Annotated in this window: 18 protein-coding genes and 1 pseudogene; 5 read left to right on the forward strand and 14 right to left on the reverse strand. The window is 69.9% G+C overall.

What is annotated here, in order from left to right; translation table 11 throughout:
* Positions 1 to 37 precede the first annotated feature (37 nt).
* Together ABFX36_RS14990 and ABFX36_RS14995 are read right to left on the reverse strand one after the other, a co-directional pair.
* A complete protein-coding gene (locus ABFX36_RS14990; RefSeq protein ID WP_346077030.1) occupies positions 38 to 1,006 on the reverse strand; it encodes an acyl-CoA thioesterase in 969 nt (322 codons plus the stop codon).
* A 122-nt stretch (positions 1,007 to 1,128) separates the two neighbouring features.
* The gene (locus ABFX36_RS14995; protein ID WP_062367586.1) at positions 1,129 to 2,337 is read right to left on the reverse strand and encodes an acetyl-CoA C-acetyltransferase; all 1,209 of its coding nucleotides are present in this window, start codon (positions 2,335 to 2,337) and stop codon (positions 1,129 to 1,131) included.
* Between the two features lie 82 nt (positions 2,338 to 2,419).
* Between ABFX36_RS14995 and ABFX36_RS15000 the strand changes: the two genes are divergently transcribed.
* From ABFX36_RS15000 to ABFX36_RS15020, 5 genes are all read left to right on the forward strand, one after another.
* Positions 2,420 to 3,187: a crotonase/enoyl-CoA hydratase family protein gene (locus ABFX36_RS15000; RefSeq protein WP_346077032.1), complete on the forward strand. Its 768-nt coding sequence runs from the start codon at positions 2,420 to 2,422 to the stop codon at positions 3,185 to 3,187.
* 66 nt (positions 3,188 to 3,253) lie between these two features.
* Positions 3,254 to 3,802, forward strand: a complete 549-nt coding sequence (locus tag ABFX36_RS15005; protein ID WP_062367587.1) for a GNAT family N-acetyltransferase — start codon at positions 3,254 to 3,256, stop codon at positions 3,800 to 3,802.
* Positions 3,803 to 3,806: 4 nt separating this feature from the next.
* The gene (locus ABFX36_RS15010) at positions 3,807 to 4,751 is read left to right on the forward strand and encodes an esterase/lipase family protein (RefSeq protein ID WP_375002194.1); all 945 of its coding nucleotides are present in this window, start codon (positions 3,807 to 3,809) and stop codon (positions 4,749 to 4,751) included.
* Between the two features lie 3 nt (positions 4,752 to 4,754).
* The gene (locus ABFX36_RS15015; RefSeq protein ID WP_278126989.1) at positions 4,755 to 5,063 is read left to right on the forward strand and encodes a 4a-hydroxytetrahydrobiopterin dehydratase; all 309 of its coding nucleotides are present in this window, start codon (positions 4,755 to 4,757) and stop codon (positions 5,061 to 5,063) included.
* 10 nt (positions 5,064 to 5,073) lie between these two features.
* Positions 5,074 to 5,604, forward strand: a complete 531-nt coding sequence (locus ABFX36_RS15020; protein ID WP_278126990.1) for an NUDIX hydrolase — start codon at positions 5,074 to 5,076, stop codon at positions 5,602 to 5,604.
* Here ABFX36_RS15020 and nuoN read toward each other — a convergent pair.
* The 12 genes and pseudogenes from nuoN to ABFX36_RS15080 form a co-directional block, all read right to left on the reverse strand.
* Positions 5,560 to 7,224, reverse strand: coding sequence for an NADH-quinone oxidoreductase subunit NuoN (nuoN, locus tag ABFX36_RS15025; RefSeq protein ID WP_062367589.1), 1,665 nt, complete (start codon positions 7,222 to 7,224; stop codon positions 5,560 to 5,562). The genes ABFX36_RS15020 and nuoN overlap by 45 nt on opposite strands.
* Complete coding sequence (locus ABFX36_RS15030; protein WP_346077036.1) at positions 7,221 to 8,810, reverse strand: NADH-quinone oxidoreductase subunit M; 1,590 nt, start codon at positions 8,808 to 8,810, stop codon at positions 7,221 to 7,223. The genes nuoN and ABFX36_RS15030 overlap by 4 nt, the downstream gene beginning before the upstream one ends.
* On the reverse strand, positions 8,807 to 10,708 hold the full coding sequence (gene nuoL / locus ABFX36_RS15035) for an NADH-quinone oxidoreductase subunit L (protein ID WP_045540229.1): 1,902 nt from the start codon (positions 10,706 to 10,708) through the stop codon (positions 8,807 to 8,809). The genes ABFX36_RS15030 and nuoL overlap by 4 nt, the downstream gene beginning before the upstream one ends.
* 4 nt (positions 10,709 to 10,712) lie before the next feature.
* Entirely contained in the window at positions 10,713 to 11,012 is a 300-nt protein-coding gene (nuoK, locus tag ABFX36_RS15040; protein WP_346077038.1) for an NADH-quinone oxidoreductase subunit NuoK, read from the reverse strand.
* 16 nt (positions 11,013 to 11,028) lie between these two features.
* The gene (locus ABFX36_RS15045; protein WP_346077040.1) at positions 11,029 to 11,820 is read right to left on the reverse strand and encodes an NADH-quinone oxidoreductase subunit J; all 792 of its coding nucleotides are present in this window, start codon (positions 11,818 to 11,820) and stop codon (positions 11,029 to 11,031) included.
* Positions 11,817 to 12,335 (reverse strand): NADH-quinone oxidoreductase subunit NuoI, encoded by a 519-nt coding sequence (nuoI, locus tag ABFX36_RS15050; protein ID WP_346077042.1) that lies wholly within the window; start codon positions 12,333 to 12,335, stop codon positions 11,817 to 11,819. Before nuoI ends, ABFX36_RS15045 begins: the two co-directional genes overlap by 4 nt.
* Positions 12,328 to 13,605 carry an NADH-quinone oxidoreductase subunit NuoH gene (nuoH, locus tag ABFX36_RS15055; protein ID WP_346077044.1) on the reverse strand — a complete coding sequence of 426 codons (1,278 nt, stop codon included), beginning with the start codon at positions 13,603 to 13,605 and terminating at the stop codon, positions 12,328 to 12,330. The genes nuoI and nuoH overlap by 8 nt, the downstream gene beginning before the upstream one ends.
* Complete coding sequence (locus ABFX36_RS15060; RefSeq protein ID WP_346077046.1) at positions 13,598 to 15,997, reverse strand: NADH-quinone oxidoreductase subunit G; 2,400 nt, start codon at positions 15,995 to 15,997, stop codon at positions 13,598 to 13,600. The genes nuoH and ABFX36_RS15060 overlap by 8 nt, the downstream gene beginning before the upstream one ends.
* Positions 15,994 to 18,038, reverse strand: a pseudogene (gene nuoF / locus ABFX36_RS15065) (NADH-quinone oxidoreductase subunit NuoF). The gene ABFX36_RS15060 and the pseudogene nuoF overlap by 4 nt, the downstream one beginning before the upstream one ends.
* A complete protein-coding gene (gene nuoD, locus ABFX36_RS15070; protein WP_346077048.1) occupies positions 18,035 to 19,342 on the reverse strand; it encodes an NADH dehydrogenase (quinone) subunit D in 1,308 nt (435 codons plus the stop codon). The pseudogene nuoF and the gene nuoD overlap by 4 nt, the downstream one beginning before the upstream one ends.
* Entirely contained in the window at positions 19,342 to 20,034 is a 693-nt protein-coding gene (locus ABFX36_RS15075) for an NADH-quinone oxidoreductase subunit C (RefSeq protein ID WP_045539934.1), read from the reverse strand. Before ABFX36_RS15075 ends, nuoD begins: the two co-directional genes overlap by 1 nt.
* Entirely contained in the window at positions 20,031 to 20,585 is a 555-nt protein-coding gene (locus ABFX36_RS15080; protein ID WP_006896579.1) for a NuoB/complex I 20 kDa subunit family protein, read from the reverse strand. The genes ABFX36_RS15075 and ABFX36_RS15080 overlap by 4 nt, the downstream gene beginning before the upstream one ends.
* Positions 20,586 to 20,621: the final 36 nt, after the last annotated feature.

Below are 20,621 nucleotides of genomic sequence, written 5' to 3' on the forward strand. Positions count from 1 at the left end.
GCCGGCACGCCACGGCGCGCCGGGCCCGCGCCAGGTGTCAGATCTCCACCATCCGGTGCTCGCGAGCCGGGCGCCGCTGGCCGCGGATCGCGATCAGTTCGCGGGCGTGTCGGTCGAGGGCGACGTCGCCGGGAAGCCTCGGCGTCCACGTCGGTGCCGGCGCGGCGTCACCGTCCGCGTCGAGCGCTGCCAGCACCGTCAGACCGTGGGCCGCGAGGCGGCGCGTCTGCTGCCCGTCGCGCGGCCAGTGGGCGTGGACGTGCACCGAGACATGCATGGTCTGGCGGCCGGTGTGGATCAGACGGGCGCTGACCTCGACCACCTGTCCGATGCGGATCGGCTCGTAGAAGCGGACGCCGCCCATGTAGACGGTGACCGCTTCGCCGCCGCACCACCGCACCCCGCAGAGGTACGCGGCGTCGTCGATCCAGCCCATCACCCGGCCGCCGTGGGTGTTGCCGCCCCAGTTGACGTCGGTGGGGGCGGCGAGGAATCGGGTGGAGGCCTCGGGTGCGGTCGACGGCGCGCCGTAGTCGGCCCCGGCCATCGCCGCGGTGATCCGATTGCGGACCTCGGTGCGTTCGGCGGCGTACGCGGCGCGGTCGAGGTCGTCGGGCAGGACGGGCCGCCATTGACGGACCGGTGTCGGCGTGCCGTCGTCGTCGACGGCGACGAACACCAGGATGCAGCGACTCGCCTCGGTGAACTCGCCGAGCCGCGGATCGGCCGAGGCCACCCGGCATTCGATGTGCATGCTCGATCGGCCGGTGAGGATGAGAGTGGCCGTCACCTCGACGATGTCGCCGGAATCGATGTCCCGCCCGAAGCTGATGTTCCCGACGTAGGCGGTCACGCTGTAGCCGCCGGACCAGGCCGCCGCGCACGCGTAGGCCGCCTTGTCGACCCATTCGAGGATCCGACCGCCGCGGACACCGCCGCCGAGGGTCGCGACATCGGTCGGGGCCGCCATGAAACGCAGGGTGATCTGCCGGTCGCTGAGGTGCATCGCCTTCTCCTGTTCGTGGATTCGGCAATGCTGGACCACGTGCCGAACGCACCGGCGAGCGGGGTGCCGATGCGAGAACTCCGTGATCCGCGGGTAACGCGGGCGACATCGGCCGGTAGCCCTCAGACGCGCTGGATGATCGCTGCGAGCCCCTGACCTCCGCCGATGCACATGGTGGCCAGACCGTACAGGGCGTCGCGGCGGCGCAGCTCGCGGGCGAGCGTGCCGAGCATCCGGGTCCCGGTGGCGCCGACGGGATGCCCCAGCGAGATGCCCGAACCGTGGACGTTGATCCGAGCGGCATCGTCGGCTCCCAGACCCAGCTCGCGAGTGCAGGCGAGAGCCTGGGCGGCGAAGGCCTCGTTCAGTTCGATCAGATCCATATCGGCGAGGGACAGCCCGGCGCGGGCGAGGGCGGCGCCGGTCGCGGGAACCGGTCCGATGCCCATGTACGCCGGGTCCACTCCGGCGACGGACCACGAGACCAGGCGTGCGATCGGCTCGAGACCCAGCTCCTGCGCCCGCTCGGGGTGCGTCACCAGACAGACCGCCGCCGCGTCGTTCTGCCCGCTGGCATTGCCCGCGGTGACCGTCGCGTCGGGGTCGGAGGCGGCCAGGATGGGCCGGAGCCGCCCGAGGGTCTCCATCGTCGTATCGGCACGGGGATGTTCGTCGGAGTCGACGACGATGTCGCCCGCCTTCGAGGGAACCGTGACGGGCACGATCTCCTCGGCGAACACGCCGGACCGCTGTGCCTCCACCGCTCGCCGATGCGATTCGACGGCGAGGGCGTCCTGGTCGGTGCGGGAGATCCCGTACCGCCTGCGGAGATTCTCAGCGGTCTCGAGCATGCCGCCGGGGACCGGGTGATGGCGCCCACCCGCGGTCACACGCCCGCGCGCCAAGCCGTCGTGCAGCATCACACCAGGCCCGCGCACGCCCCAGCGCATGTCGGTGCTGTAGAAGGGGACGTTGCTCATCGACTCGGTTCCGCCGGCGACGGCCAAGCCGCACGCGCCGGTGGCCACCTGCATGGCGGCCATGATCACCGAGTACAGACCGGAACCGCAGCGGCGGTCCACCTGCGCGCCGGGCACCGTCACCGGCAGTCCGGCGTCGAGTGCGACCACGCGTCCGATGGCGGGGGCCTCGCTGGTGGGGTACACGTTGCCGAGCACCACGTCGTCGACGGCTTCCGGGTCCAGACCCGTGCGCTCGATCAGTGCGCGGAGCGCGATCTCGCCCAGCCGGGCCGCCGACAGCGATCTGAGGGCACCGCCGTACCTGCCGATCGGAGTGCGGAGGGGTTCACAGATGACGACATCGCGCATATCGGCCAGCCTGTCACGCGGTCGCCTTGACAGAACGCCGAACTCCCCAAAAGATCGGGGTTTCCGGCGAAGGAGTGCAGTGATGAACGACGTCAGGGTGGAGCGCGACGGCGACGTGACGGTGGTGATCATGGCCCGGCCGGAACGGCACAACGCGGTCGACGCCGGCATGGCGCGCGAACTCGCGGCCGCCTTCCGCGAATTCGAGGCCTCCGACGCCCGGGTGGCGGTGCTGGCGGGCGACGGTCCGTCGTTCTGCGCCGGTGCCGATCTCAAGGCCGTCGGCACCGAGCGCACCAATGTGCTGACGCCGGACGGAGACGGCCCGATGGGACCGACCAGGATGGACCTCGACAAGCCGGTCGTCGCCGCGATCAACGGGCACGCGGTGGCCGGCGGGCTGGAACTGGCACTGTGGTGCGATCTCCGGGTCGCCGACGAGGACGCCACGTTCGGCGTGTTCTGCCGCCGGTGGGGCGTACCGCTGATCGACGGCGGAACGGTCCGCCTGCCGCGCCTGATCGGACACAGCCGTGCGATGGACCTCATCCTGACCGGCCGTCCCGTCGACGCCGCGGAGGCGCTGACGTTCGGTCTGGTGAACCGCGTGGTCCCGGCGGGGACCGCACGCGAGGCGGCGGTTGCGCTCGCCCACGACATCGCGCGCATGCCCGCCACCTGCATGCGCGGCGACCGTCGCTCGGCCCGCGCACAATGGGCGGACTCCGAGGAGGCCGCGCTGCGCCGGGAGTTCGCGATCGGCATGACCTCGCTGCGTGCGGACGGTGTCGGCGGCGCGCAGCGTTTCGCGGCGGGCAGGGGACGCGGCGGGTCGTTCGACGACATCTGACCCGGACACCCTGAGTCGGGCATCCGGCACTCCCGCGCCGGGCCGCGTCGCAGTAGGGTCTCAGACATGGGTGACGCTACGACTCCGGAGACCTTCGCAGCGCCGAGGCTCCGGGCGCTGGAACGGGCCGATCTGCAGTTCGTCCACGGCCTTTTCAACGATCCCGAGGTGATGCGCTACTGGTTCGAGCCGGCGCACGTGACCATCACCGACCTCGAGGAGACATTCGTCCGGCAGCAGCGGTGCGGAGACCGTGAGCGCCGCTTCATCGTCGACGCCGCCGGACGCCGGGTGGGGCTGGTCGAGTTGGTGTACATCGACCAGGTGCACCGCAACTGCGAATTCCAGATCATCATCGCGCCCGGCGAGCAGGGACGCGGATACGCCGGCGCGGCGACGCGCGCGGCGCTCGACTTCGCATTCCGCTCGCTCAACCTGCACAAGGTGTACCTGCTGGTGGACACCGAAAACGCCGCGGCCATCCACGTGTACGAGAAGGCGGGGTTCGTCGTCGAGGGGGTGCTGCGCCGAGAGTTCTTCGCCGACGGCGCCTACCGGGACGCCACGCGGATGGGCATCTTCCAAGACGACTACCTGGCCGCCGCGAGGAGTTGAGACGGTGGCGGCGCGGCTTTCACTGGTGATTCTCCTCGTCGCGCTGGCCTGTGTCCCCGGAACCGCGACCGCGGCTCCGGCCCGGCTGCCGGTCCCGTACGACTTCCTCGCCGGAATCCGCGCCGAGCTGGCGAACCCCGGCGGCTCGCTGCCGGGCACCAACGACTTCTCGTGCCGACCGACGCCGCGTCACCCGCACCCGGTGGTGCTGCTGCACGGCAGCGGCGGCGGCCGCCAGACCAATTGGGCCACACTGGCTCCGGTACTCAAGAACGACGGCTACTGCGTCTTCGCCCCGACCTACGGTGCGCTCGCGCGAGTCTGGCCGGTCTCCGCGCTCGGGGGCCTCGGTCCCAAGCTCGACAGTGCTTGGGACGTCAAGCGATTCATCGACCGCGTGCGGGCCGCCACCGGCGCGGACCAGGTGGATCTGGTCGGGCACTCGCTTGGCACCGAGATCCCCACGTACTGGATGAAGTACCTCGGCGGCCGGGGAGAGGTGGCGCACTACGTCTCCCTGGCGCCGTACTGGCGGCAGGGCCCCGACGACGACGATGCGCGCGGTGAGGCGATCGCGTCGTTCCGCCGGAGCCTCGGCATCGCCGAACCCGTCCGGCCGGCCTGCCCGGAGTGTTCGTCGCCGCCGAAGGATCTCGATTTCAACAGAGCCGTCCGCGAGCCGACGCCGTATCTGCCCGGCGTCGCCTACACCAACATCGTGACCCGCGACGATGAGATCGTGACGCCGTACACCGCCGGGCTGCTCGACGGTCCGCCCGGCACCCGGGTGCGCAACATCGTCGTACAGGACGGTTGCTCCCGCGACCGTTCCGACCACATGTCGATCACGTCGAACAGACGCAGCGCGGCGCTGGTACTCAACGCCCTGGATCCGGCGCATCCGCGTCCGGTGCCCTGCGTCGACGTGTCACCGGTGACAGGAGGATGAATCATGACGCAGAAACCGGAGCCCGTGACCCGGGCGGAGGCGCTCGCCCAGACCCCCGATGCCTGGACCGTCGACGACGGGATGCTCGTGGCCGAGTACCGGCCGGGCAACATGGTCCGCGGTCTGGAGATGGTGACCGCCGTGGTGGCGGCGGCCGAGGAGGCCGGTCATCACCCCGACGTCGACCTGCGGTATCCGGCGGTGGCCTTCCGGCTGGTGACGCACAGCGTCGGTCAGCTGACCTCCTTCGACGTCGCGCTGGCGCAGCGGATCGACGCGATCGCCGCGGAGAAGGGAATCGAGCCCGCGTAGCCTGACGCTCATGCCGACCCCCGAGTACGTCCTGAAGCTGCGCGAGCACATCGGTCATGACCCGCTGGTGCTGATCGGTGTGACCGCCGTGATCCTGCGGGAGGACGCGAACGAAGTACGGGTTCTGCTGGGACGTCGGTCGGACAACGGCGCGCTGGCGCCCATCACCGGGATCGTCGATCCCGGTGAGGAACCCGCGACGGCCGCGCGGCGGGAGGCGTTGGAGGAGGCGGGAGTCGACATCGAGGTGGAGCGGCTGGCGTGGGTGCACCAGTTGCCCCGGCGCACGCACGTGAACGGCGACCAGGTGGACTACCTCGATCTGACGTTCCGCTGCCGCTGGCGGTCGGGCGACCCAGTACCGTCCGACGGCGAACTGACCGAGGTGATGTGGCGACGTCTCGACGACCTCGACGATCTCGGCTCCGACGACCTGAGGAAGCGGATCGAGCTCGCAGTCAGTGGCACCGGTGCGACGGCCTTCGGCGGCGCTGAGTCAGCCTCGGTAGAAGGCGGCGGCGGAGGTCGCGAGGTCGAGTAGCCACTGGGGGAACAGACCCAGTACGAGGGTCAGCGCCGCCGACAGCGCGATCGGCACCGAGGTCAGCAGACTCGGAGTGACCACCTCGGGAGCATCCTGCGGGGGATCGGAGAAGAACATCGCGACGATGACCCGGATGTAGAAGTACGCGGCGACGGCGCTGCAGAGGACGCCGACGATGACCAGCGGCCAGGCGCCGTCGTCGCCGGCCGCGCCGAAGACCGCGAACTTGGCGATGAATCCGCTGGTGAGCGGGATGCCGGCGAACGAGAGCAGAAACAGCGACATCATCGCCCCGACCAGGGGTCGCCTGCGGCCGAGCCCGGCCCACGAGGCGATCTCGGTGCTCTCGCGCCCGGCGCCGTCGCGGACCACCGACAGCAGCGCGAAAGCACCGAAAGCAGACAACGCGTAGGCGCAGACGTAGAACAGCGTGGCGGCCACGCCGGCCTGCGACATCGTGATCGCCCCGACCAGCGCGAAACCGACGTGGCTCACCGAGGAGTAGGCGAGCATGCGCTTCAGGTCGCCCTGGGTGACGGCCATGAGCGTCGCGACCACCATCGTGAGAATCGCGACCGCCCACAGGGCGGGCCGCCACTGCGGCTCCAGCGCGCCGAACGATACGTGGAGCACCCGCAGCAGTGCGCCGAACGCCGCCACTTTGGTCGCGGAGGCCATCAGCGCGGTGACCGGAGTCGGAGCGCCCTGGTAGACGTCGGGTACCCACGAGCCGAACGGCACCGCGCCCACCTTGAAGAGCAGTCCGACGGCGAGCAGGGTCACCGCGAGCACCGCGAGCGTGCGGTCGGCGGCCGGTTCGAGCTCACCGCCCGCGACGGCGTCGCCGATGGCCGACAGCGACAGCGATCCCGTCGCGCCGTAGGCGAACGAGGCGCCGAACAGGAAGATCGCCGACGAGAACGCACCCAGCAGGAAGTACTTGAGCGATGCCTCCTGCGACAGCAGCCGGCGTCGCCGTGCGAGTCCGCACAGCAGGTACAGCGGGAGCGACAGCACCTCGAGCGCGATGAACATGGTGAGCAGATCGCCGCACGCGCCGAACAGCATCATTCCGCCGACGGCGAGCAGTGCGAGCGGGTAGACCTCTGTGGTGATCGCCCCCGCGCGCCCGGCGACGAGTTCGTCGGGGGAGCCGGGAACGGTGGCGCCGGAGGGAGTGAAGGCGTCGGCGGGGAGATCGGCGTCGGCGGCGTCGCCGCTCGACCCGCCGACCGCGATGCGCTCGCCCGCCGCGGTGCGCACCTCCAGCGGCGCCCACACCCGGTCGAGCCGGCGCTCGCCCATAACCGCGATCGAGCCCAGCGAAACCACCAGCACCGCACCTTGCAGCAGCAGCGCCGGACCGTCGATCACCACGGCACCGGACATCGCCACCGAGGCGCCGTCCGCCATGAAGGACGCGGTGACGAACATCAGCGCCACGAAGGCCGCCACCAGGGCGCCTCCGGCCAGCCACAGCTGGGCACGGTAGCGCCGCTGCTTCGGAGCGAAGGCCTCCACCAGGACCGCGATCACTCCGGCGCCGAAGACGATCAGCATGGGGGAGAGCCGGAAGTAGTCGATGCTGTGAGCGTCGAGAGCACTCGCGAGGGTCATCGATGACCTCCTTCACCGGCACTGACGGCCGGGGTGCTGATCTGGGCCGGGGACACCGCCGGATCGATGTAGTCCAGCACCAGCCGCGGGAAGAAACCGAGCACCAGCAGTCCGACGATCAACGGCGCGACGACCGCCTTCTGCCGCAGATCGAGATCCCGTATCGGCACCTGCGCTCCGGCGTCGACCGTGGCGCTGAGCCGTTCGGGTCCGCCCATCATGCGCTGATACGTCCACAGGATGTAGACCGCCGACAGCACCAGGGCCGACGCGGCGACGATCGCGGCGACGGGATACCGCGTGAAGGTGCCGATGAGGACCAGGAACTCACTCACGAACGGCGCCAGTCCGGGAAGGGAGAGAGTCGCCAGACCGGCCACCAGGAACGTGCCTGCCAGCATCGGGGCGAGCTTCTGCACCCCGCCGTAATCGGCGATCAGCGAGCTGCCCCGCTGGCTCACCAGGAATCCCGCCACCAGGAACAGCGCGGCCGTCGAGAGACCGTGGTTGACCATGTACAGCGCCGAGCCGGACTGTCCCTGCCCGGTGAGGGCGAAGACGCCGAGGACGATGAACCCGAAGTGTGAGATGGAGGTGTACGAGATCAGGCGCATCACGTCGCGCTGCCCGATGGCGCACAGCGCTCCGTAGACGATGCTGACGACGGCGAGCGCGGAGATCCACGGTGCGAACCGGGCCGACGCGTCGGGGAAGAGACCGATGCAGAACCGCAGCATCGCGAAGGTGCCGACCTTGTCCATGACGGCCATCATCATCACCGCGGCCGCGGGCGTGGTCGACACCGCCGCGTCCGGCAACCAGGTGTGCACGGGCCACAGCGGTGCCTTGACCGCGAAGGCGAAGAAGAATCCGAGGAAGAGCAGGTCGAGCGTCGCCTGGGAGGCGTCGAGGCCACCGGCGGACGCGGCCGCGGCGAGGTCGGAGAAGCTGAATGTCCCGGCCCCGTCCGGACCGAGACCCGACCGGGAGCTCACCACGTACAGCCCGATCACCGCCGCCAGCATGATCAACCCGCCGAAGAGGTTGTAGAGCAGGAACTCGACGGCCGCCCGCGACCGGCGTCCCTCGTCAGCGGCGCCGAAACCGCCGATGAGGAAGTACATCGGCACCAGCATCGCCTCGAAGAAGATGTAGAACAGCAGTACATCGGTCGCGACGAAGCTCATCAGCACCATCGACTCGACCGCGAGCATCAGCGCCACGTAGATGTGCACCCGGCGATTGCCGGCATCGCTCACGTCGCGCCATCCGGCGAGCAGCAGGATCGGTGTCAGCACCGCCGTCAACAGGATCAGCGCCAGCCCGACCCCGTCCAGCGCGAGGCTGTAGCGGGCGCCGAACGCCGGGATCCAGCTGACGTCCTCGGTGAGTTGGTAGCCGCCGGTGCCGGACGAGAATCGGGTGGCGACGACGACCGCCCAGCCGAGGGTGAGCAGCGACGCCCCGAGCGAGACCCGGCGGGCGTCGGCGGCCCGGCCGGCGGGCAGGAGCATCACCACGAGCGAGGCCACCGCGGGCAGCAGCCACAGCACGGTGAGCCACGGAACGGTTCCGGAGTTCGTCACAGCGCGCTCACCACCAGGGTCAGGGCGGCCACCGCGACGGTGCCCGCGAGTATCGAAAGGGCATACGACCGGACGAAGCCGTTCTGTCCGCGCCTGGCCAGGACCGACAGTCCGGTGACGCCGGCTCCGACCCCCGCGGGCACCGCGCCGAGACCACGGTCCTCCGCCCGTACCAGCCCGGCGGTGAGCCGGGCACCGGGGATCGCGAAGACCCGTTCGTTGAAGGCGTCGCCGTACAGGTCGGCGCGCGCCGCGACGGTGAGACCCGAGACGTCGGCCGGTGCCGTCTCCGGGACATCACCCCGCCCGTACTGACGCCAGGCGATCGCCGCGCCGACCACCACTACGGCCAGCACGATCACGGTCACGGACCAGGCGGGCAGCGGACCGCTCTCCTCGGGGACGGCGCCGACCACCGGCGCGAGGAAGTCGGCGAGCGAGCCGCCGATCGCAAGCAGACCGCCCGAGAGCAGGGAGCCGGCCGCCAGCACGATCATCGGCCCGGTCATCGACCGCGGCGCCTCATGCGGCTTGGCGTCGGGTGCCCACCGCTTCTCGCCGAGGAAGGTCAGAACCATCACGCGCGTCATGTAGAAGGCGGTGACTCCCGCGCCGACGACGGCCACCCCGCCCAGCAGCCATCCGCGAACACCGCCGTCACCGAAAGCGGCCTCGATGATGTGGTCTTTGGAGTAGAAGCCCGCGAACGGCGGGACGCCGATGATCGCGAGGTAGCCGAACCCGAACGTGACGAACGTGATCGGCATGGCGGCCCGGAGCCCTCCGAAGCGCCGCATGTCTGTCTCGTCGTTCATCGCGTGCATCACCGAGCCGGACCCGAGGAACAATCCGGCCTTGAAGAATCCGTGGGTGAGCAGATGCAGGATCGCGAAGGCGTACCCGGCGGGCCCGAGTCCGGCCGCGAGGACCATGTAGCCGATCTGACTCATGGTGGAGGCGGCGAGCGCCTTCTTGATGTCGTCCTTGGCGCAGCCGATGATCGCGCCGAAGAGAAGGGTCACCGCGCCGACGACCACGACGGCGGTCTGCGCGTGCGGAGCCAGATCGAACAGCGGCGCCGACCGGGTGATCAGGTAGACGCCCGCGGTCACCATAGTCGCCGCGTGGATCAGCGCCGAGACCGGGGTGGGGCCCTCCATCGCGTCGCCGAGCCAGGCCTGCAGCGGCACCTGCGCCGACTTCGCGCACGCGCCGAGCAGCAGCATGAAGCAGATCGCTGTCAGCGTCGCCTCACTCGCGGTGGCCGCCGAGCCGAAGACACCGTCGAAGCTCACCGAGCCGAAGGTCGCGAACATGACGGCCAGCGCGATCACCATGCCGATGTCGCCCACCCGATTCATCACGAAGGCCTTCTTGGCCGCCGTCGCGGCGCTCGGCTTGTGCTGCCAGAAGCCGATCAGCAGGTACGACGCCAGACCGACGCCCTCCCAGCCCAGATACAGCCCGAGGTAGCTGTCGGCGAGCACGAGGATCAGCATCGCCGCGACGAACAGGTTGAGGTATGCGAAGAACCGGCGGCGGTCGGGCTCGTGACTCATGTAGCCGATCGAGTAGACGTGGATCAGCGCGCCGACGACGGTGATCAGCAGCACGAAGCACATCGACAGCTGGTCCAGGCGCAGCGCGGCGTCGACGCTGAAATCACCGGCGGTGATCCACCGGTAGCTTCCGCTGGTCACTGTGCGGGCCCCGCCGTCGCGCCCGATCATGCCGATCCACATCGCGATTCCGAGCACCGCCGACACCGTCACCAGCGCGGTGGCGGCGAGGTGGCCCCAGCGGTCGGTGCGGCGGCCGGCGATCAGCAGGACGGCCGCGCCGAGGGCGGGCAGTCCGGGGATCAGCCAGAGCAGGGCGCTGGTGAGATCGTGGCTCATCGGTTCACCGCCTCAACAGGTCGGCGTCGTCGACCGAGGCCGACCTGCGGGTGCGGAAGATCATCATGATGATCGCCAGTCCCACCACCACCTCGGCGGCGGCGACGACCATCGTGAAGAAGGCGATCACCTGACCGTCGAGGCTGCCGTGCATGCGGGCGAAGGTGACGAACGAGAGGTTGCCCGCATTGAGCATCAACTCGATGCACATGAACACCACGATCGCGTTGCGTCGAAGCAGGACGCCCGAGGCGCCGATCGCGAACAGCAGCGCCGAGACATACAGGTAGTTGGCCGGGTTCATCGGCGTTCCTCCAACGTCATCGGTCCTCCAGCGCCGGATCGGACTCCGCCTCCCGCGCGGCGTCGATCTCCCGCGCGGTGATCGTCGCGTTCACCGACAGCTTCGACGGCGATCCGTCCGGCTCGCGCGCCGGAACGTCGACGGCGTTGTGCCGCGCGTACACGCCGGGCGGGGGAAGCGGTGTGACGTGACCGCCGTTCTTGAAGCGCTCCACCGACCGCTCGCGCTGCCCGCGGCGCGGACCGAAGCGCTCGCGGTGCGCCAGGACCATCGCTCCGAGGGTGGCGGTGATCAGGAGTGCGCCGGTGAGCTCGAAGGCCCACAGATAGCGGCCGAAGATCAGTTCGGCGAGCGCGCGGATGTTCTCGTTGCCGCCGCCGGGCGCGGCGGAGTGGCTGTGATCGGGGGCGCCGGCGAAGGTCGCCAGCGAGGCGGTGCCGATCGCGGCGATCAGCAGAACGGCGAAACCCAGGCCGAGCCCCGCGGCCGCGAGTCGCTGGCCCCGGATGGTCTCCACCAGCGACTCCGAGGAGTCGATTCCGATCAGCATCAGCACGAACAGGAACAGCATCATCACCGCGCCGGTGTAGACCACCACCTGCACCACACCGAGGAAGAGAGCGCCCTGCATCACGTAGAAGACCGCCAGCACGATCATGGTCATCGCGAGGAAGACGGCCGAATAGACGGCTTTGGGACTCAGCACCACCCCGAGCGCCCCGATCACCACCACCGCGCCGAGCACCCAGAAGGTGACGGCCTCGGTGCCGGAGGTACGGACGAGTTCCTCGGCCAGCATCGACGTCATGCGTCGGGCCCCACGTCGCCGCGATAGTAGTTCTCCGCGCGGGTTCCCTCGGCCATCGGGTGCGGCGTGGGCCTCATCCCCGGTTCCATCGGAGCCAGCAGCTGGTCCTTCTCGTAGATCATTCCGACGCGCGTCGGCGCGGCCATCTCGTACTCGTTGGTCATGGTCAGCGCGCGGGTGGGGCAGGCCTCGATGCACAGTCCGCATCCGATGCAGCGCAGGTAGTTGATCTGGTACACGCGCCCGTAGCGCTCACCGGGAGAGTAACGCTCGTCGTCGGTGTTGTCGGCGCCCTCGACGTAGATCGCGTCGGCGGGACACGCCCACGCGCAGAGTTCACAGCCGATGCACTTCTCCAGTCCGTCGGCGTACCGGTTGAGCTGGTGTCTGCCGTGGTAGCGCCGGGCGGTCGGTTCCTTCTGCTCCGGATACTGCTCGGTGATCGTCTTGCGGAACATGCCGGAGAAGGTGACGCCGAAGCCGGCGAGAGCGTCGGGGAGTCTGGAATCAGACATGAGGGGCCTCCTTGGACGTCGAGCGCGGAAGCATGGGATCGGGCAGCACCTGGCCCGGCAGCGGCGGGACGGGGAACCCGCCCGCCATCGGATCGAACGGGGCGTCGGGATCCGGACGGTCGGGTGCGGGCCCGGGACGCCGGCCGACCACCCGCGCGATCGTGAACAGCAGCGCCGCCGCGACGACCAGACCGGCGGCCGCCAGGATCACCCCCGCCGTCCACTCGGACGAGTCACGGGTGGCCTCCCGGATCACGGCGACCACCATCACCCAGGCCAGGGCGAACGGGATCAGGACCTTCCATCCCAGACCCATGAACTGGTCGTAGCGCAGTCGGGGAAGCGTGGTGCGGAGCCAGAAGAAGACGAACAGGAAGGCCCACATCTTGCCCACGAACCAGAGCAGCGGCCACCATCCCGAGTTGGCGCCGCCCCAGATCGACAGGGGCCACGGCGCCTGCCAGCCGCCCAGGAAGAGCGTTGTCGCGAGCGCCGACACGGTGGCCATGTTGATGTACTCGGCGAGCATGAACATCGCGAACTTCAGCGACGAGTACTCGGTGTGGAATCCGCCGACGAGCTCGCCCTCCGCTTCGGGGAGGTCGAACGGTGCGCGATTGGTCTCACCGACCATCGAGATCGCGTAGATCACGAACGACGGCAGCACCAGCAGCACGTACCAGTGGTGGACCTGGCCCGCGACGATCTCCGAAGTCGACATCGTGCGCGAGAGCAGGAAGACCGCCGCGAACGACAGGCCCATCGCGATCTCGTAGGAGATCACCTGCGCGGTGGAACGGAGTCCCCCCAGCAGCGGATAGGTCGATCCCGACGACCAGCCGGCGAGGACGATCCCGTACACGCCGATCGACGCCATCGCCAGCACGTAAAGGACCCCGACCGGCAGGTCGGTGAGCTGCAGCGGTGTGTGATGACCGAACACCGACACCTCGGGTCCCATCGGGATCACGGCGAACGCCATGATGGCCGGGACCACCGAGATGATCGGCGCCAGGAGGTAGAGCACCTTGTCCACGCCGAACGGCGTGAGGCCTTCCTTGAGTGCCAGCTTCACACCGTCGGCCAGGGATTGCAGCGCCCCGTGCCAGCCGACCCGGTTGGGGCCGATCCGATACTGCATCCGCGCCATGATCTTGCGTTCGGCGAGGATGGCGACGAGAACGGTCAGGACCAGGAAGACGAAGATGAGGACCGACTTGCCCAGCATCAGCCACCAGGCGTCGTTTCCGAAGCTCGACAGGTCAGGCATGATCGTCCCTCCCGATCGTGACGATCGCGCCCGGCTCCGCCTCGAGCATCGGGCAGACCCGCGAACCGGGGGAGTTCATCGGCAGCCACACCACGCGGTCGGGCAGATCCGTGACCGTCAGGGGAAGGGCGATCGCCCCGTGATCGGTCGAGACGACGACGCGCTCGCCGTCGGCGGCGCCGATCTCCGCGGCGGTGGCGGCCGAGAGCCGCACGGTGGCCGGCCGTGCCGTGCCCGCCAGATGCGGCTCTCCGTCCTGCATGCGGCCGAAGTCCAGGAGCATCCGCCACGAGGCGAGCACGGCCTGGCCCGCCTCCGGCGCCGGCGGCTCCCCGCACTCGGCGGCCGGTCCGGGCGCCGGCCGATGCCGTTCGCCGGTCCAGCCGCCGATCTCTGCGAACTCGCGGTGAATGGCGCCCGGGTCGTCGCACCGCAGGTCGAAACCCATCTCCCGCCCGAGCGCGTGGAGCACGCGGTGATCCGAGAGCGGCAGGGCGCCTCCGTTCGACTGCGCCGGCGGCAGCGCCACGTCGAAGGGCCGCGGGCGCCCCTCCCAGTCGACGAACGTGCCCGGTTTCTCGGCCACGGCGGCCACCGGGAGCACCACGTCGGCGTGTGCGGTGACCGAGCTGCGGCGAAGTTCCAGACTGACCACGAAACCGGCGGCCGCGAGTGCCGCATCGCCCGCCGACGGACTCGGCAGATCACCGAGTTCCACGCCGCCGACGAGCGCGGCCGACAGGTCTCCGGAGGTGAGCGCACTCAAGATGTGCGCGGTGTCGCGGCCGGGTGCTGCCTGCGGTTGAACACCCCAGATCGCTGCGACGTCGCGCCGGGCCCGTTCGGAGGAGAGCGGCCGGCCGGCCGGAAGCAGGTTGGGCGCCGCACCGACGTCGAGGGCGCCGCGTTCGCCCGCCCTTCTCGGCACCCAGGCCAGTCGGGCGCCGGTGGCGGCGGCCACCTCGGCTGCGGCGGTCAGCGCACCGGGACACCCGGCGAGGCGCTCCCCGATCAGGAGCGCCGCGCCGGGTGCGGAGAGCAGTTCGTGCACGCGGGGGCCGCGCAGCACCGCGGCCTCTCGCCCCGGCACGCACTGCAGGACGGAGCCGCCGAGCTTGGCGGCACCGGGGCTGGCCCACGGTGCGACGGTGTGCACCGCCTGACCGTGACGCCGGACCGCTTTGCGCAGGCGGAGGAAGAGGATCGGGCATTCCTCTTCCGGTTCGAGTCCGGCGAGGACCACCGTCGACGCCTGCTCGAGCTCGGCGTAGGTCAGTCCGATCCCGCTGCCCGCCACATGTGCCGAGAGGAAGTCGTCCTCCTCCGCCGAGTGGGTGCGGATCCGGAAGTCGACGTCGTTGGTGCCGAGCGCCACGCGGGCGAACTTGCCGTAGGCGTAGGCGTCCTCCACGGTGGCGCGGCCGCCGACGAGCACTCCGGTCCGACTGCCCGCGGCACTCAGTCCGCGCGCCGCGGCGGCGAGCGCGTACGACCACGGAGCCGGGTGCAGCTCACCGTCGTCGCCGCGCACCAGCGGTGTGGTGATGCGATCGGGCCGGGAGGTGTAGGTGAACGCCCAGCGGCCCTTGTCGCAGTTCCACTCCTCGTTCACCTCGGGGTCGTCGCCGGCCAGCCGTCGCAGCACCTCGCCGCGCCGGTGGTCGGTGCGCTGGGCGCAGCCGGCCGCGCAGTGCTCGCACACGCTGGGCGAGGAGATCAGGTCGAAGGGCCGCGAGCGGAACCGATACGCGGTGCCCGTCAACGCTCCCACCGGACAGATCTGCACGGTGTTGCCGGAGAAGTACGATTCGAAGGGTTCGTCGGCGTACGCGCTGACCTGCTGCAACGCGCCGCGTTCGGCGAGCTCGATCAGCGGATCGCCCGCGATCTCGTTGGAGAAGCGGGTGCACCGGGCGCACAGTACGCACCGTTCGCGGTCGAGCAACACCTCGCTCGACAACGGAACCGGTTTGGTGAACGTCCGTTTGACGCCGCCGTAGCGCGACTGCGGCCGTCCGGCCGACATCGCCTGGTTCTGCAGGGGACACTCGCCGCCCTTGTCGCACGTGGGGCAGTCGAGCGGGTGGTTGATGAGCAGCAGCTCCATCACGCCCTCCTGGGCGCGGCGGGCGTCGGCCGAGGTGAGCTGGGTGCGGACCACCATCCCCTCGGTGGCGACGATGGTGCACGAGGCCATCGGCTTGCGCTGGCCCTCCACGTCGACGAGGCATTGCCGGCAGGCACCGGCGGGCGCCAGCAACGGGTGGTCGCAGAAGCGCGGAATCGCCACGCCGATCAGTTCCGCGGCGCGGATCACGAGGGTGCCCTTCGGGACCGAGACCTCGACGTCGTCGATCGTCAGGGTGATCAGGTCGGTCGCCGCGGCGGTCATCGCGCGCCTCCCTCGGACTCGGGCGACACGGACGCGAAGACCGTCGACTTCTCGGGGTCGAACGGGCAGCCGCCCGGATGCCCGTCGTGCGGGAAGTGCGCCAGGTACTCGTCGCGGAAGTGGGTCAGCGAGCTCATGATCGGGGCACCGGCGGCGTCGCCCAGAGCGCAGAACGACTTGCCGACCACACTGTCGGTGACGTCGGTGAGCGTGGTGAGGTCGGCTTCGGTGGCGTCGCCGGCCTCCAGGCGACGCATCAGCTGCACCAGCCAGTAGGTGCCCTCGCGGCAGGGGGTGCACTTCCCGCAGGATTCGTGCGCGTAGAACTCCGTCCACCGCAGGACGGCGCGGACCACGCACACCGTCTCGTCGAAGATCTGCAGCGCCTTGGTTCCGAGCATGGAGCCCGCGGCCCCCACTCCTTCGTAATCGAGCGGGATGTCGAGGTGCTCGGCGGTGAACATCGGAGTCGACGACCCGCCGGGCGTCCAGAACTTCAGCTCGTGACCGGCGCGCACGCCGCCGGCCCGCGCCAGCAGCTCGCGCAGGGTGATCCCGAGCGGTGCCTCGTACTGGCCCGGCCGGGCGACGTGGCCGGAGAGGGAGTACATGGTGAAGCCCGGCGACTTCTCGGTTCCGAACTCGCGGAACCAGTCCGGTCCGTTGCGCATGATCGACGGCACGCTGGCGATCGATTCCACGTTGTTCACGACGGTCGGACTGGCGTACAGCCCGGCGACGGCGGGGAACGGCGGCCGCAGTCGCGGCTGTCCGCGACGGCCCTCCAGTGAGTCGAGGAGCGCGGTCTCCTCACCGCAGATGTAGGCGCCCGCGCCGGCGTGCACCACCAGGTCGAGCGCGAAGCCCGACCCGAGGACGTCGCGGCCCAGCAGCCCGGCGTCGTAGGCCTCCTCGACGGCGGTGCGCAGGCGGCGGACCACGCCGGCCACCTCGCCGCGCACGTAGATGAAGGCATGGTGGGCACGGATCGCGTAGGCCGCGATGATCACCCCCTCCACCAGCGTGTGCGGCGAGGCCAGGAGCAGCGGCATGTCCTTGCAGGTGCCCGGCTCCGACTCGTCGGCGTTGACCACGAGGTAGTGCGGTGTCCCGTCGCCGCCGGGTGCCGGGCCCTGCGGGATGAACGACCATTTGGTGCCGACCGGGAAGCCCGCGCCGCCGCGGCCCCGGAGCCCGGACGCCTTGACCTGCTCGATCACCTCGTCGGGCGACAGTCGCAGCGCGGCCTTGAGCCCCTGATACCCGTTCTGGCCCATGTAGCTGCGCAGCGTCCACGACTCCGGCTCGTCCCAGTGTCTGCTGAGTATCGGAACGCGGGCCGGTTCCGGGGTGGACGAGGGCAGGCTCACGGCGATCATTTCGGCGCCTCCTCCACGCCGGCCAGCAGGCGTGCCGTCTGGCGGAACGTGCACAGTGTGTCCGATCCGCGCGTCGGCGATCGCGGCACGCCGGCGCGCAGATCGTCGAGGAGCTGTTGCACCGATTCGGGAGTCTGGTCGTCGAAGAACTCCCAGTTGACCATCACCACCGGCGCGTGGTCGCAGGCCGCATTGCACTCGACGTGCTCGACGGTGACCCGCCCGTCGGCGGTGGTCTCGCCGGGGCGGACGCCGAGCTCATCGGTGATCCGGGAGGCGATCGCATCGCCGCCCATCACCGCGCACAGCGTGTTGGTGCAGATCCCGACCAGGTAGTCGCCGGTGGGTGCGCGGCGGTACATCGAGTAGAAGGTCGCCACCGACGCCACCTGCGCCGCGGTCAGGTCGAGCTGCTCCGCGCAGAAGGCGATCCCGGCTCGGGTGAGGTAGCCGTCGTGACTCTGGACCAGATGCAGCAGCGGAAGCAGCGCCGAGCGCGACTGCGGGTAGCGGCCGATGATCGTGGCCGCGTCGTCGGCCAGTGCCGCGGTGTCCTCGGCCGAATAGTGCTCGGGACCGGCGAACTCCACCGGCGGATGCGGGACTCCGGTCGAGTAGACCGGCGGACCGGCCGACAACTCCAGGCGGACGGGTTCATTCATCGGTCGACGCCTCCCATCACCGGATCGATGCTGGCGACCGCGGTGATCACGTCGGCCACCAGGCCGCCCTCGCACATCGCGGCCACGGCCTGCAGATTGGTGAACGACGGATCGCGGAAGTGGACGCGGTAGGGCCGGGTGCCGCCGTCGGAGACCATGTGGACACCGAGCTCGCCGCGTGGCGACTCGATCGCGACGTAGCACTGACCGGACGGCACGCGCATCCCCTCGGTCACGAGCTTGAAGTGATGGATCAGCGCTTCCATCGACATCCCCATGATCTCGGCGATGTGCTCGGGAGAGTTGCCCAGACCGTCGGGGCCGACGGCGAGGTCGGCGGGCCAGGCCAGCTTGCGGTCGGCCACCATCACCGGTCCCGGCTCTAGGACGTCCAGGCACTGCCGGGCGATCCGGACGGACTGCTTCATCTCCTCCACGCGGATGAGGTAGCGGCCGTAGGCGTCGCAGCCGGTATCGGTGACGACGTCGAACTCGTAGTTCTCGTAGCCACAGTACGGATCCGATCTACGCAGGTCGTACGGTAGTCCGGCGGCGCGGAGGACCGGGCCGGTGACGCCGAGCGCCATGGCGCCGGTGAGGTCGAGGTAGCCGACGCCCTGGGTCCGGGCCTTCCAGATGTAGTTGTCGGTGAGCAGTGACTCCACCTCGCCGATCTGGGCGCCGAGCGCGTCGAGGACGGCGGCGATCTTCGCCTCGGCGCCGTCGGGCAGGTCCTGCGACACTCCGCCGGGACGGATGAACGCGTGGTTCATCCGCAGTCCGGTGATGTCCTCGAAGAGGTCGAGGATCGTCTCGCGGGCGCCGAAGCCGAGGAACATCGGCGTCACGGCGCCCAATTCCATGCCGCCGGTCGCGAGAGCCACCAGATGCGAGGCGATGCGATTGAGCTCCATGAGCAGCACCCGGATCACGCTCGCGCGCGCGGGGATGTCGTCGGTGATGCCGAGCAGCTTCTCCACCGCCAGGCAGTAGGCGGTCTCGTTGAAGAACGGCGAGAGATAGTCCATCCGGGTCACGAACGTGACCCCCTGCGTCCAGGTCCGGTACTCGAGGTTCTTCTCGATTCCCGTGTGCAGGTAACCCACTCCGCACCGCGCCTCGGTGACGGTCTCGCCGTCGATCTCCAGGATCAGGCGAAGAACCCCGTGCGTCGACGGGTGCTGCGGGCCCATGTTGACGACGATCCGCTCGTCGTCGGGGGCGGCGGCCGCGCGTTCGCGGACCGCGCTGACGACCTCCTGCCAGTCGCGGCCGGAGACGGTGAACGTGGATTCTCCGGTCATCAGTTGTACCGCCTCCGCTGATCGGGCGGCGCGATCGTCGCACCCTTGTACTCGACCGGGATGCCGCCGAGCGGATAGTCCTTGCGTTGCGGGTGGCCCTCCCAGTCGTCCGGCATCTCGATGCGGGTCAGCGACGGGTGTCCGTCGAAGACGATGCCGAAGAAGTCGTACGTCTCCCGCTCGTGCCAGTCGTTGGTCGGATACACCGGCAGCAGGGAGACCACGTGCGGGTCGGCGTCGGGTATCGCGACCTCCAGCCGGACACGGCGGTTGTGGGTGATCGACCGCAGCGGGTACACGGCGTGGAGTTCGCGTCCGGCCTCGTCGGGGTAGTGCACCCCGCTGACACCGAGGCACAGTTCGAAGCGGAGGGCGGGCTCGTCGCGCAGCGCGGCCGCGACCGGCAGCAGGTGCTCCCGGGTCACGAAGATCGTCATCTCGCCGCGGTCGACGACGGTCTTCTCCACGGCGTCGTCGAACGGGACGCCGCGGCGGTCCAGCGCGGTCTCCAACTCGTCGAGGATCTCGTCGAAGTAGCCGCCGAAGGGGCGGGTCGTGTTGCCCGGCAGCGTGATCGGTGCGACGAGGCGACCGTATCCCGATGTGTCGCCGGTCCCGGTGACGCCGAACAGGCCGTGTCGTGCTCCGATCACCTCGTGCTCGGGCCGCGGCCGCGACACCTCGCCGTTCATCGCAGCAGTCCCTTCATCTCGATGGTCGCCGGGGCGGAGAGTGCGGCGGCCTCGGCGGCGCGGATCGCCTCCTCCCGGTGGACGCCGAGCGGCATCTGCTGAATCTGCTCGTGGAGCATCAGGATCGCGTTGAGCAGCATCTCCGGCCGCGGCGGGCAGCCGGGGAGGTAGATGTCGACCGGCACCACGTGGTCGACGCCCTGGACGATCGCGTAGTTGTTGAACATCCCGCCGGAGGACGCGCAGACGCCCATCGCGAGGACCCACTTCGGCTCGGCCATCTGGTCGTAGATCTGGCGGAGAACCGGTGCCATCTTCTGGCTGACGCGTCCGGCCACGATCATCAGATCGGCCTGCCGGGGAGAGGCTCGGAAGGCCTCCATGCCGAAGCGAGCGAGGTCGTAACGGCCGGCTGTGGTGGCCATCATCTCGATCGCGCAGCAGGCCAGCCCGAAGGTCGCGGGCCACAGGGACCCCTTGCGCATGTAGCCCGCCAGCTTCTCGACTGTGCTCAGCAGGAACCCGCCGGGGAGTTGCTCTTCGAGTCCCATTGCCCGCCTCCTTCGGTCGTGCTCGTTCGCAGTGCT

The sequence above is a fragment of the Gordonia cholesterolivorans genome (assembly GCF_039531975.1).
GTDB lineage: Bacteria > Actinomycetota > Actinomycetes > Mycobacteriales > Mycobacteriaceae > Gordonia > Gordonia sihwensis.